The organism is Streptomyces sp. NBC_01003 (genome assembly GCF_045162695.1).
Lineage (GTDB): Bacteria > Actinomycetota > Actinomycetes > Streptomycetales > Streptomycetaceae > Streptomyces.
On record NZ_CP108707.1, the window covers coordinates 2,052,675 to 2,065,467 of the forward strand.

Annotated in this window: 10 protein-coding genes and 3 pseudogenes; 5 read left to right on the top strand and 8 right to left on the bottom strand. The window is 69.4% G+C overall.

The features are described 5' to 3' along the window. Positions 1-6: 6 nt before the first annotated feature. From OG698_RS09715 to OG698_RS09725, 3 genes are all read left to right on the top strand, one after another. On the top strand, positions 7-1,002 hold the full coding sequence (locus OG698_RS09715) for an aldo/keto reductase (RefSeq protein ID WP_406102644.1): 996 nt from the start codon (positions 7-9) through the stop codon (positions 1,000-1,002). A gap of 105 nt (positions 1,003-1,107) precedes the next feature. Further along, on the top strand, positions 1,108-1,542 hold the full coding sequence (locus OG698_RS09720; protein WP_406102645.1) for an ATP-binding protein: 435 nt from the start codon (positions 1,108-1,110) through the stop codon (positions 1,540-1,542). A gap of 77 nt (positions 1,543-1,619) precedes the next feature. Further along, positions 1,620-3,119, top strand: a complete 1,500-nt coding sequence (locus tag OG698_RS09725) for an MFS transporter (protein ID WP_406102647.1) — start codon at positions 1,620-1,622, stop codon at positions 3,117-3,119. A gap of 114 nt (positions 3,120-3,233) precedes the next feature. Here OG698_RS09725 and OG698_RS09730 read toward each other — a convergent pair whose 3' ends face one another. The 6 genes and pseudogenes from OG698_RS09730 to OG698_RS09755 all read right to left on the bottom strand — a co-directional run. After that, positions 3,234-4,469, bottom strand: a complete 1,236-nt coding sequence (locus OG698_RS09730) for a low temperature requirement protein A (protein WP_406102648.1) — start codon at positions 4,467-4,469, stop codon at positions 3,234-3,236. Between the two features lie 79 nt (positions 4,470-4,548). Next, the gene (locus tag OG698_RS09735; protein ID WP_406102650.1) at positions 4,549-6,792 is read right to left on the bottom strand and encodes a xanthine dehydrogenase family protein molybdopterin-binding subunit; all 2,244 of its coding nucleotides are present in this window, start codon (positions 6,790-6,792) and stop codon (positions 4,549-4,551) included. Further along, on the bottom strand, positions 6,789-7,784 hold the full coding sequence (locus OG698_RS09740) for an FAD binding domain-containing protein (protein WP_406102652.1): 996 nt from the start codon (positions 7,782-7,784) through the stop codon (positions 6,789-6,791). The genes OG698_RS09735 and OG698_RS09740 overlap by 4 nt, the downstream gene beginning before the upstream one ends. Before the next feature lie 13 nt (positions 7,785-7,797). Then, a complete protein-coding gene (locus OG698_RS09745) occupies positions 7,798-8,328 on the bottom strand; it encodes a (2Fe-2S)-binding protein (RefSeq protein ID WP_406102653.1) in 531 nt (176 codons plus the stop codon). Positions 8,329-8,441: 113 nt separating this feature from the next. Further along, a complete protein-coding gene (locus OG698_RS09750) occupies positions 8,442-9,425 on the bottom strand; it encodes an integrase core domain-containing protein (RefSeq protein ID WP_406102655.1) in 984 nt (327 codons plus the stop codon). A 233-nt stretch (positions 9,426-9,658) separates the two neighbouring features. Beyond that, positions 9,659-10,197, bottom strand: a pseudogene (locus tag OG698_RS09755) (IS5 family transposase); the annotation flags it as partial. A gap of 258 nt (positions 10,198-10,455) precedes the next feature. On the opposite strand from OG698_RS09755, the gene OG698_RS09760 reads away from it, so the two are divergent. Then, the gene (locus OG698_RS09760) at positions 10,456-10,584 is read left to right on the top strand and encodes a hypothetical protein (RefSeq protein WP_406111745.1); all 129 of its coding nucleotides are present in this window, start codon (positions 10,456-10,458) and stop codon (positions 10,582-10,584) included. Between the two features lie 101 nt (positions 10,585-10,685). Here OG698_RS09760 and OG698_RS09765 read toward each other — a convergent pair. Then, positions 10,686-11,078 (bottom strand): annotated as a pseudogene (locus tag OG698_RS09765) (sugar phosphate isomerase/epimerase family protein); the annotation flags it as partial. Between the two features lie 169 nt (positions 11,079-11,247). On the opposite strand from OG698_RS09765, the pseudogene OG698_RS09770 reads away from it, so the two are divergent. Then, positions 11,248-11,436 (top strand): annotated as a pseudogene (locus OG698_RS09770) (hypothetical protein); the annotation flags it as partial. A 24-nt stretch (positions 11,437-11,460) separates the two neighbouring features. On the opposite strand, the gene OG698_RS09775 reads toward OG698_RS09770, so the two are convergent. After that, the gene (locus OG698_RS09775) at positions 11,461-12,417 is read right to left on the bottom strand and encodes an IS481 family transposase (protein ID WP_406110941.1); all 957 of its coding nucleotides are present in this window, start codon (positions 12,415-12,417) and stop codon (positions 11,461-11,463) included. Positions 12,418-12,793 lie beyond the last annotated feature (376 nt).

Genomic DNA, 12,793 nt, shown 5'->3' on the forward strand with positions numbered 1-12,793 from the left:
CCCTCTGTGAACACCCGCGTTCTCGGCACCCACGGCCCCCGCGTCTCCTCCCTCGGGCTCGGCCTGATGGGCATGTCGGACCTCTACGGACCGGCTGACGAAGCCGAGTCCCTCGCCACCATCCACGCCGCCCTCGACGCCGGCGTCACCCTCCTCGACACCGGCGACTTCTACGGCATGGGCCACAACGAGCTCCTGCTCCGCGACGCCCTGCGCGGCCGCAACCGCGACAACGCGGTGATCAGCGTCAAGTTCGGCGCGCTCCGCGACGCCCTGGGCGGCTGGAGCGGCTACGACGGACGCCCCGAGGCGGTCAAGAACTTCCTCGCCTACTCCCTGCGCCGCCTGGGCACCGACCACATCGACATCTACCGCCCCGCCCGGCTGGACCCGAACGTGCCGATCGAGGAGACCGTCGGCGCCATCGCCGAGATGGTGCAGGCCGGCCTCGTCCGCCACATCGGCCTCTCCGAGGTCGGCGCCGACACCCTGCGCCGCGCCCAGGCCGTCCACCCCATCGCCGACCTCCAGATCGAGTACTCCCTGCTCTCCCGCGGCATCGAGGACGAGATCCTGCCCACCGCCCGCGAACTGGGCATCGGCATCACCGCCTACGGCGTACTCTCCCGCGGCCTGCTCTCCGGCCACTGGAAGAAGAACCGCGAGCTCGGCGGCCAGGACTTCCGCGGCATCAGCCCCCGTTTCCAGGGCGAGAACCTCGACCGCAACCTCGACCTCGTCGAGGCCCTGCGCAAGATCGCCGAGGACAAGGGCGCCAGCGTCGCCCAGGTCGCCATCGCATGGGTCGCCGCCCAGGGCGAGGACATCGTCCCGCTCGTCGGCGCCCGCCGCCGCGAACGTCTCACCGAGGCCCTCGGCGCCAACACGGTGACCCTGACCGCGGACGACCTCGCGGCGATCGAGCAGGCCGTCCCGGCCGGGGCTGCCGCAGGCGCCCGCTACGCCGCCCCCCTCATGGAGCACCTCGACAGCGAGCACTGAGGCGCCTCACCCCAAACCGTGCGGGCCGGGGTCCGACCGGCCCCGGCCCGCACCAGGCAGAATCCTCCCGAGAGGAAATCCGCCCGCCCGGCGGAGAACAGCGACATGGCCACTCCCTCCTCATCCCCCGCCACGCGCCACACCGCGACAGCCACCCTTCCGCTCTCCATGCGGCCCACCACGCCGAGCAGCGCCCGCGCCTGGATCCGCGCGACCCTCCACCGCTGGGGCCTCGATGACCTCGTCGACACGGTCGAGCTGCTGGCCAGCGAACTGATCGGCAACGCGATCCGGCACACCGGCCGCCCCCGCCACCTGCGGCTGCACCACGGCGAGGCACCTGACGGCACCACGCTGACCTGCGAAGTCACCGACGGTGACCCCCGCCCGCCCCGCACCACCCGAGCGTCGTCACCAGACGACGAGTCCGGCCGCGGCATGGGTCTCGTCGCCCTGCTGACCGAGCGCAACGGCGCCACTCCCACCCGAGACGGCAAGGCCGTCTGGTTCCAGGTCCTCGCCGCCGCTCCCTCGCGCTGACGGCCCCGCCCCCAGCGCGGCTGGCGTCGCTCACCCCCGTCCCCCCGGACACCCCCACCCTTCGTACCAGGAGACCCGTGCCCTCCACGTTGCTGTCGCCCCCCACCCCGACTACGACCACCACCCGCCGCTTCGGAGCCGTGCTGTTCGTGATGTGCGCGTGTGTGGCCGTGGTGATGTCGATGGTCGCCGCCGTGAACCTGGCGGTGCCCCAGCTGTCCGCCGGCTCGCTGCACCCCTCCGGCTCCCAGTTGCTGTGGGTGGTGGACGCTTACACGGTCGCCTTCGCCGGGCTTCTGATCCCCGCAGGGGCGTTCGGCGACCGGCATGGCCGCAAGGGCGTACTGATGGCGGGGCTGGCCGTGTTCGCCGCGGGCTGCGTGCTCTGCGCGTCCGCGCCCACGCTCTCCGTCCTGATCGCCGGACGCCTGCTCGCCGGGGCCGGAGCCGCGCTGGTCATGCCGGCCACGATGTCGGTGCTCCTCCATGTGCTGCCGAAGGAGAAGCGTCAGGCAGCGGTCGCCACCTGGACCGCGTCCACCGCGGTGGCGGGACTGCTCGGCAACATCGGCGGAGCGGTCGTACTGCAGTATCTGCCCTGGCAGGCGCTCTTCTGGGTGTACGTCCCCCTGGCCCTCGCCCTGGTCGCCGCCGTCGCCGTCGCGACCCCTCGTACGGCGTCCAGCCCGGCCGCCCTCGACCCGATCGGCTCCCTGCTGCTGCTCGCCGGATTCGTCACCCTGCTGTTCGGCATCATCGAGGGCCCGGCCCTCGGCTGGACCTCCACGGGCGTCCTGTGCGGATTTGCCGCAGCCGTCGCCCTGCTGGCCGCCTTCGTCCTGCACGAGCTGCGCGTGGAGCATCCGCTGCTGGACCCGCGCCTCTTCCGCCTGCCGTCGCTCAGGTCCGGCACGCTCGGCATCCTCGCCACCTTCTTCGGCATGTTCGCGCTGTTCTTCGTCAACGCGCAGTTCCTGCAGTACGTCAAGGCGTACTCCCCCCTCCAGAGCGGCGTCTCCGCACTGCCGCTGGCCGTCACCATGGCCGTCGTCTCGCGGCTGAGCCCACGGGCGACCCACCGGTTCGGTACCCGGGCGACGACGGTGACCGGCATGGTCACGGTCGCCTGCGGACTGGCCCTGCTCTCCTTCGCCGACGCCCACACTCCCTACCCCCTGTACGCGGGCTGGCTGATCCTCATGGGATGCGGCGTCGGACTGGCCGGCCCGGCTCTGTCCCTCTCCGTGGTCTCCGCGCTGCCGGGCCACCGGGCCGGCGCCGGAGCGGGCCTGAACAGCGCCTCCCGGGAGATGGGCGCCGCGCTCGGCGTCGCTGTCGTCGGCTCGGTTCTCACCTCACGGTTCACCGGCCACCTGCCTCCCTCGCTCGCGGCGTCCCCGTCCACCACCGATGCCCTCACACAGGCCGCACGCCTCGGTGGCGCCCTCCATCAGCAGACCGTCGCAGCTTTCGCCCATGCCGTCGCCGACGGCTACCGCATCGTCGCGGCCGTCGTGCTGCTCATCGCCGTACTGATCGCCGTGATGGGTGGGCATCGGGACGGCTCACCGTCCTGATCGCGGTAACGCGCGGGCAGTGGACTGGACAACGGGGCGCCGTGACCGGCCGGCTTCCGGGGGCGGTCGCACGGCGACCAGAACCGGCGCTCCGTCCACGCGCCGCTCACCGCGTCACAGCATGTCCTCGACCTCCGCTGCGCGCTCGCGCGCAGCCGTGCTTGCTCTCAGCGTCACACCGGTCGCCAACGACAGTGCGGACACGAGACCCGCCGCGAGCACCGCCCAGCCGCTCAGGAAGGTGCAGCAGAGCACCAGCACCGCCGTGACCGGCAACAGCAGTTGCTGGGCGATGCCGACCTTGAAGTACCGCGAGTGCAGAACCCAGACGGTCACCAGGTAGAGAGCGGTCGGCAGGGTCACGGCCGCCGAGGCGAACAGGTCGGTGATGTGTGCATCGCCGGCCGCGTGCTCGATCGCCACTTCGAGACCGGCGCCGATTGCGGCGGCCGAGGCGAAGATCAGGTAGTGGCCGTAGCCCCACCGGAACGCCTGTCTGTTGGAGCGCAGATGCACGTGGATGGGCACCACGAAGTAGATCCACCACGCGGAGAAGACGATCAGCAGGCTGGCCGCCGCGATCGGCAGCAACTCGCCCAGCACGTCGTGTTCGGTCGCGGCGGACTTCACGGCGATGGTGGCCGCGGCGATCACCTCGCCGAGCACAATGATCGTGAACGCCCCGTACCGGTCAGCGATGTGGTGCGGATGCCAGGCGCTGGTGTGCCCCCTCTCCGCGTACAGGGGCACGCAGAGCTCTGCGACCGCCATCACCAGGAACAGCCAGGGACGGGTGGGCTCCGGGAGCACCACCAGGCCCAGCCAGCCGATCTCGCACAGCAGCACGCAACCCGCGTACCGCAGCGCCATCGTTCTCTCCGGCCCCTCGGCCGATCTCGCGGCCCGCAGCCACTGCGCGGCCATCGCCATCCGCATGATCAGGTAGCCGATCAGGACCACGACCCAGTCGTGGCGTTCGAATGCTTGGGAGACGCCAGCGGCCAGGACCAGGGCGCCGGCGATCTGGATCAGGGTGACGACGCGGTAGAGCACGTCGTCGTTGTCGTACGCCGAGGCGAACCAGGTGAAGTTCATCCAGGCCCACCAGATGGCGAAGAACACCATCGCGTAGTTCAGGATGCCTTCGCCCACGTGGCCCCCGGCCACAGCGTGCACGAGCCCCACGCCCGCCTGCGCAACGGCCACAACGAAGCACAGGTCGAAGAAGAGCTCGAGTGGCGAGGAGACCCGATGTGGCTCCTTGCGCCCGCGCGCGGCGAGAGGGCGCAAGGAGCGGAAGTTCCGCAGTGCACTTCGGGAGGCGTGCCCCTGGTCGGAACTCGGCGTCATGAATCCCAGCTCAGCAGCAGAAAACCGCACCACATTCCTGTGCAGCGATTCACGAGCGCCGTAGGCCGCTTCGGGCCTGTCACAGCATGTCTTCGATGGTGATGGGCATCTTGCGGACGCGGCGCCCGGTGGCGTGGTGGATGGCGTTGGCGATGGCCGCTGCCGCACCGACCTGGCCGACCTCGCCGACGCCCTTGACGCCGAGCGGGTTGACGATCTGGTCGTCGACTTCGACGAGTTCGACCTCCACCTCGGGAGCGTCAGCGTTCACCGGGACGAGGTACTCGCCCAGGCTGGAGGCGACCCAGCGGCCGCGGCGCGGGTCCATGAAGTTGGCCTCGAGCAGGGCCTGGCTCATGCCCCAGAGCATTCCGCCCATCAACTGGCTTTCGGCCGTCTTGGAGTTGAGTACCCGGCCGGGGGCAAAGGCGCCGACCATCCGCCGGACCCGGATGACACCGAGGTCGGGGTCGACGGCGACCTCGGCGAACTGGGCGCCGAACGTCATCATCGCGTAGTTGTTGGTGTTCTGGGGCGAGGGCGACCAGGCGCCCCCGGCCTCGACGTCGGGCAGGAAGTTGCGGTGCAGCAGCTCCGCGTAGCTCTCGCCGACGTTGGGCTGGTCGCGCAGTGTCATGCGGCCGTCCTGGACGACGACGGTGCTGGGGTCGGCGCCGTGCAGCGGTGACTGGGAGTCGGCGGTGGCCTGGGCGACGAGTTGGTCACGCAGGTTGGTGGCCGCTGTGTGGACGGCGGCGCTGATCATTCCGGCGCCCGAGGAACCGACCGCTGCCGCGATGGTGGGCAGTGTGGTGTCACCGCCCTCGAAACGGCAACGCTCGACAGGGATGCCGAGGGCATCGGCGGCGACCTGTGTCATTACCGTGGCGACTCCGGTGCCGAAGTCGGGGGTTGCGGCCTGGATGACGGCGGTGCCGTCGGAGTACAGCCGGGCGCGGGCGCGTTGGGGGTTGTTCGGACCGTAGACCGGGTAGGCGGCGGTGGCCATGCCGTAGCCGATGAGCCAGTTGCCGTCGCGGTGCGACCGGGGTTCGGGGTTGCGCCGCTCCCAGCCGAAGCGGCCTGCTCCACGTTCGTAACACTCCTTCAGGCCGCTGCTCGACCACGGGTTGCCGGTGCCCGGATCCGTGTCCGTGTAGTTGCGCAGGCGCAACTCGATGGGATCGATGCCCAGTTGGTGGGCGAGATCGTCCATCGCACACTCGAGGGCGTACATTCCGGTGGCCTCGCCGGGGGCGCGCATGAACGTCGGCGTCATGGTGTTGGCACGGAAGAGCCGGTAGACACCTTCATAGTTCGGGCAGCCGTAGATCTGGCCGGCCACGCCGAGGGAGGGCTCCGCCCACTCGTCGAAGTGCGAGGTGGGCGAGAGTTTGTGGTGCCGCAGTGCGGTCAGGCGCCCGTCGCTGCTCGCCCCCAGAGTGAGGTGCTGCTCCTGCTCCTCACGGTGGCCGACGGACGTGAACATCTGCTCACGGGTGAGGCTGAGCTTGATCGGACGTCCCGTCTCGCGGGCGGCCAGCGCGGCCAGCGCGGGGTGCGCCCAGATCATGGCCTTGCAGCCGAAACTGCCGCCCACGAAGTGGGAGATCACCCGCACCTTCGACGGGGTGAGGCCGAGCAGCGCGGCGACGGTCAGCTGTGTGGACGCCACTCCCTGGGTGGCGTCCCAGAGGGTGAGCTGGTCCTCGTCCCAGGCCGCGGTGGTCGCGGAGGGCTCGATGGGGTTGTGGTTGTTGGCGGCGTACGTGTAGGTGGCGTCGACGCGTACGTCGGCCTGGGCCAGGCCCGCCTCCACATCGCCGCGCTGGTTCCGGCCGGGGACGAAGCCCCCGAAGATCGCCTTGGGCTCGTACGCCTGGTCGCGCCCCTGCGCCAGCGTTGTGACCGACGGCGTCTCCTCGTACGCGACCCGCACCAGAGCTGCCGCGGCCTGTGCGCGCTCCAGGGTGTCGGCGACCACGACGGCTACGGGCTGTCCCTCGTAATAGATGGTCCCGTCCTGCATGGGGAAGAAGGTCTGCCCCGGTGCGGGCATGCCCGCGAGCGAGGGGATCAGCGGGGGCTGGGTGGCGATCTTGGGCAGGTTCTCGTGGGTGAGGATCTTCACCACACCAACGGCCTCCAGGGCCTCGGTGGTGTCGAAGCCGGTGATCCGTCCACTGGCCACCCTGGCGCCGACGATCACGGCATAGGCCAGGCCGTCGAGCTGGATGTCGGCCGAATAGTGCGCACCGCCGCTGACCTTGTGGCGGCCGTCGACCCGGTCGAGGGGCTGTCCGATCGCGCTTGCCGTGGTCATGAGGTGCTCTCCGTGCCGGTGAGGGTCCCCAGGACGCGGATCAGCGCCCGTTCGGCGAGCTCGGCTTTGAAAGCGTTGAGCGGCCTCGTGTGCGCGGAGGCGAGCTCCTCGCGGGCCGCCCGCGCGAACGTCTCCCTGTTCGCGGGCGCTCCCCGCAGCACCTCCTCGGCGCGGCGGGCCCGCCAGGGCTTGGTGGCCACACCGCCCAACGCCAGCCGTACGTCCTCGATGACACCGTCCGTCACGGTCACCGCGGCCGCCACGGAGGCGAGGGCGAACTCGTACGACTCGCGGTCGCGGACTTTCAGATAGGTCGAGGTACGAGCCACCGGCGCACCCGGCACCTCGATGCCGACGACCAACTCACCGTGCGCAATGGGGTGTTCCAGATGGGGAGTGTCGCCGGGCAGCAGGAAGAAGTCGTCGATGGCGTACACGCGCCGGCCCTGCGGTCCCTCAGTGTGGATGCGCGCGTCGAGCGCCATGAGGGGTACGGCGACGTCGGACGGGTGGGTCGCGATGCAGTGGTCGCTGACGCCGAGGACGGCGTGGCCGCGGTTGAATCCGTCCAGTGCGCTGCAACCGCGGTGCGGTTCACGCTTGTTGCAGGGCGACGCCCCGTCGCGAAAGTAGCTGCAGCGGGTGCGCTGCATCATGTTGCCGCCCATGCTGGCCATGTTGCGCAGCTGCGCGGAGGCACCCAGCAGGAGCGCCTCGGCGACCAGGGGAAACCGCTCCCGGACGGCGGAGGCCTCGGCCACGTCGCTCATGCGGGCCAGGGCGCCGATGTACAGACCGCCGTCGGGCCGCTCCTCGATCTGGGTGAGCGGCAGGTCGTTGATGTCCACGACCCGGCGCGGCAGGAACACATTCTGGCGCAGCAGGTCGACCTCGGTCGTGCCGCCGGCCAGGAAGTCGCTGGTGGGGTCCGAGGCGACGGTCGCCACGGCGTCGGCGACGGCGATGGCGCGGGAGTAGCTGATGGGACGCACGGCAGGGGGTCTCCTAGGCTTCTCGGTCACGGACCGAGCGGACGGCGGCGCGGATGTGCGGGTACGCGGCGCAACGGCAGATGTTGCCGCTCATCCACTCCCGGATCTCGGCGTCGTCGCGGGCGTGCCCCTCCTTGAGGAGCGCCACCGCGGACATGATCTGGCCCGGTGTGCAGAAACCGCACTGGAAGGCGTCCTGCTCGATGAACGCGCTCTGCATGGCGTCCAGCTCGTCGCCCTCGGCCAGGCCCTCGATAGTCGTCACCTCGCGCCCTTCGCAGGCGATCGCCAAGGTGAGACAGGACAGCACACGACGACCGTCGACCCATACCGTGCACGCGCCGCAGGTGCCCTGATCGCACCCCTTCTTCGCGCCCGTCAGGTGCAGCCGCTCACGCAGCGCGTCCAGGAGACCGACCCGCGGCTCGAGCTCCACCACATGCTCGGCACCGTTGACCGACAGCGTGACAGCCACCGGGCCGGGCCCGCGCTCCGGTAGAACGGCAGCCTCGGCCGCTCGGGAAGGAAAATGTGGAGCAGACACGGAAAGCCTCCTCAGAACATGGCTTCATCCTGTTTCACCAGAAAGCCGGCTGCCACTCGACGCGCTGCTGGTCAGCTGGACCCTGCCTGTGCCGGAAACCTCGTCCGCCCAGGTCACGCGGCATGTTCGTACTCATGGAGGATGCCGCCCAGGCGTTCACGTCTGCGTATGTCGAGGCGGACAATCTGCCCTGGATCGACGATCACCTGGGGCAACGGGTGTAGCGGTCGGGCGTTCGCGATGCCCTGATGGGGCCTATGGGAGTTGTAGAACCGCTCGAACTCCCGCAGAACGTTGCAGAGGTGGCGCTGGTTCCAGATCAACGTGCGGTCCAGCAGCTCACGCCGACAGGTCTGCACCCACCTCTCCATAATCGAGTTCATCCGCGGCACCTGGACTCCGCTGAGCACGACCTCGATGCCCGCGACCTTCAAGATGGCGTCGAACAGCTCAGGGAACATGCCGTCCCTGTCCCGGATCAAGAACCTTGCTCGGCAGCCCGTGTCCTCCAGGTCCAAGACGAGATTCTTCGCGGCCTGCACCACCCAGGCTCCCGACGGGTGCGCGGTCGCGCCCAGGATCCGGATCCGGCGGTTGGCAGGCTCGATCACTGCGAACACGTACAGCCGCGCTCCAGTCGGGGTGACCGTCTCGAAGAAATCGCACGCCAGCAACGCCTCGGCCTGGGAACGCAAAAAGTCGGCCCACGTGCTGGACCTCCGTTCGGGCGCCGGATCGATCCCGGCATCCCGCAGGATCTCCCACACCGTGGAAGCGGCCACCTTGATCCCCAGCACAAGCAGTTCGCCGTGCACCCTTCTGTAGCCCCACGTGGGATTCTCCCGCGCCAGGCGCAGAACCAGGACGCGGATGGAGTGCACGGTGCGTGGCCGGCCCGAGCGCTTCGGCCGAGAACGGGCCGCGTGGTGGCGCGCGACCAGGTCGCGGTGCCATCGCAGCACCGTGTCGGGGCGCACGAGCAACCGCAGTCGACGCAGTACATCGCGCGGGACCCGGTGCAGCAACGCCGCCAGGAACGCCCGGTCGCCCGGCCCGAACCGCTGCCTGTCCCCGCCCAGTTGCCGCTCCAGAACCATGAACTAATGACGCAGCGCCAGGAGTTCCACACCCTTGTCGCGGTCGCTCATCGGTAGGAAGCGCAGCACGGCGAACACGTTTGTCACACCCAGGTAGGCCAGTCGAAGCAGCACGATCGATCACGTTCCCGCAGCACCCAGCACTCGCGCCAGAACCCCGACCCGAACACCCCGGGGCGAGGGCTCGCGAAACCCGCATACCGCCCCTCGCCTGCACGGATGAGGCTTTCGGCAAGGGCACGGTCGACGACGCCGCCGATGGCGGGGATCTTGTCGAGCAGGGGCAGCAACTGCGTGACGTCGTTGCGGTTTCCACCGGTCAGCGACACCGCGAGCGGGATGCCCTGCCCGTCGGTGATGACGTGGTGCTTGCTGCCCGGACGTGCTCGGTCGACCGGGCTGGGACCGCTTTTGGGCCCCGCCGGGCCGCCCGGACGTGGGAGGAGTCGATCACCGCCCGAGACCAGTCCAGCTGGTTCTTCGACCGCAGTTCCTTCAGCAGCACCGCGTGGAGTTGGTCCCACACACCGGCCTCGTTCCAGGCAGCCAGGCGCCGCCAGCAGGTCATGCCTGATCCGAAGCCCAACTCCTGGGGCAGGTACTCCCATTGGATGCCGGTGTGCAGGACGAACAGGATCCCGCAGAACGCTTGCCGGTCCGGCACCCGCGGTCCGCCCTCGACCAGCTTCGGGCCCGGCTTGGGTAGTAACGGTTCGATGAGCGACCACAGTTCGTCCGACACGATCCACGGCCGCGACTGACGTTTCCCCATGAACAGACCAACGACCCGACGAGCCAACAGCCACATGATCAACAGCTTTTGTCAGAGCCAGTAAGACCTCATTTCCGTCGGTGAGTCCGCGGTGGCGGATGAAAGTTGCAGCGATGGCTGTGAGGGAGAAGGACGAAGCCGGTCGCGCCTTTGGGACGGGCCACCGCCTTGACGGCGAGGCCGAGGGTCTACCGCTCTCCGGTCGCCTTGTGATCACTCTGCAGGGACGCCGCCCCTCTGGGCGGCACGTTGTACGGCGTGACCACCTGGATCGGCGAGGGCAGGGAAGGGCCCTCGTCGGGCAGCGCTTTGTGGGCCCGCATGATGGTCTGGCAGGCATGGCGCATGTCCTGGCGCAGGCCGCCTCGGCCCGCTCCCGCAGCGTGAGCGGGCTGCGCTGGTCGTGCCACCCGGGTGAGGCGTCACCCGCCGTGGTCCAATAGGTGGCCAGCAGGTCTTCAGCCACCACAGCCTGCGTGGGCATCCCTCTACACCTGAGTCCGTGCCTGCGCGGCGTCGCGCAGCACCGAGCGGAGGTGCTCGGCACTCGCCCACACGTCGTCGACGGGGCCCTTTCCCTGGGGCTCCTCGGTGAGGATGGTGTCCTGTTCGAGGACGTACCAGCCGTCGCATCCACGCGCATCCAGGTGGGTCACGATGGCCTGGACGTCGACGTCTCCCGCACCGAGGGGAAGGTACATGCCCTCTCGTACGGCGTCGGTGTAGGTGAGCCGGCCGTCCTGGACCTTCGCGGCGAGGGAGGCGTTCACGTCCTTCATGTGCGTGTGGGCGATCCGTTCGGGTGCCTGGCGCGTGAGCTCGGCGGGGTCGGTACCGCCGATGAGCAGGTGCCCGGTGTCGAGGCAGAGGGAGATCGCCGAGTGCCGTACGGCGGCGCGAGCAGCTCACCGACGAGGCCCTCGATGGCGCCCTCGGGCAAGTCACCAGGACCACCGGCACCGAGTCCGCACGCGATGCCCGCGACCATGCCACCGCCGCCCGCGACCTGACTGAGGTACACGCCCGAGTCGCTGAGCCAGCCCGCCAGACCGCGCAGACCCCGACGCCCACCGTCCCGTGTGGTTGGTCGCCTTCTACGACCAGGCCGAGCTGGATTCCCTCGCACCTTCCGCGTACCTCTCGCTCGGGCAACATCAGACCGCCGAGTTCCATGCACACCGCTGCCTGTCTGCTCTGCGACCCCACATGCACCGGTCGCTAGCTGTGCTGCTGGCGCACCACGTACGCGAGCTAGCGGACGATCTAGCTGTATTGCCCTGGAGCGTTGTTTGCGCGGCTGATGGGGGGCTTGCCTGCGAGTGCGGTGTGGCATCGGTGGTGGTTGTAGGTGTGGAGGAAGTCTGTCAGGGCTGCGCTTCGTTCGCTGTTGCTGGTGTAAGGGCGGAGGTAGGCCCATTCATCGAGCAGGGTGCGGTTGAAGCGTTCGACCTTGCCGTTGGTCTGTGGTCGGTAGGGGCGGGTGAGCTTGCCCGTGGCGCCGAGTTCGGCCAGGGCCTGACGCCAGGCGAAGCTCTTGCGGTAGGACCAGGCATTGTCGGTCAGCACGCGTTCGATCCTGGTGATGCCGAGGGTGGTGAAGAAGGCGGCTGCCCGGCGTAGGAAGTCGGCGCAGGTGGCGGCCTTTTCGTCGGCGTGGATCTCGCTGTAGGCGAGGCGGGTGTGATCGTCGACGGCGGAGTGCACGTAGTCGAAGCCCATGCTCTTGCGGGTGGTTCGGCCGGCCTGGCGGCCCAGGACCCGGTGGCCGCCGCCGTCCGGGATCCGGCCGAGTTTCTTGACGTCGACGTGGACGAGGTCACCGGGCTGGTCGCGTTCGTAGCGGCGGATGACCTGTCCGGTGGGCCGGTCCATGAACGCCAGGCGGTTCAGGCCGTGTCGCACCAGGACACGGTGCACCGTCGAGGCAGGCATGCCGAGGATCGGGCCGATCCTGGCGGGACCGAGCTTGCGGCTGCGGCGCAGTTCGCAGACTTCTTCCTCGCGTGCCGGCGGGGTCCGCAGCGGTGTTGCGTAGGGGCGACTGGAGCGGTCGTAAAGCCCGGCCTCTCCCTCTGCTCGCCAGCGTCGCACCCACTTGTAGGCGGTGGGGCGGGAAATGCCCATTTCCTTTGCGACGTGGGCAATCGGCCGGCCGGCACAGACGCGGTCGACCAGGATCCGCCTGCCATGAAGGGTCAGCCGGGCATTACGGTGGGACATGAAGGCCTCCGTGCGGTGAAGATTCGACACCTCCACCACACACGGAGGCCTTCGCCTTCTTCAAGGCCCGCGCGTGTCAACAACGCTCATGCTCAATACATCTAGCCGCCTCATTACGACGGTGCCACGGCCGTAACGGTCGCGACTCGCAGGCGTTGTTGGCTGTGGGGATAATGGGGCCCATCCATCGCCCCCAGACGCCGAGCCGCTCCAGCAAGCGGCCGGACCGGAAGGAGCGGCATGAGACAGCACAGACTGGCCACGTTGGGTGCGGCGCTGTGTACAGCCGCCGCACTAGGCCTGGCAGTGCCACCTGTCGCCGCTGCCGTCCCCCATCAGTGTTCCTACCTCTCGTCGGCGTCTCGGCCCACGGTTA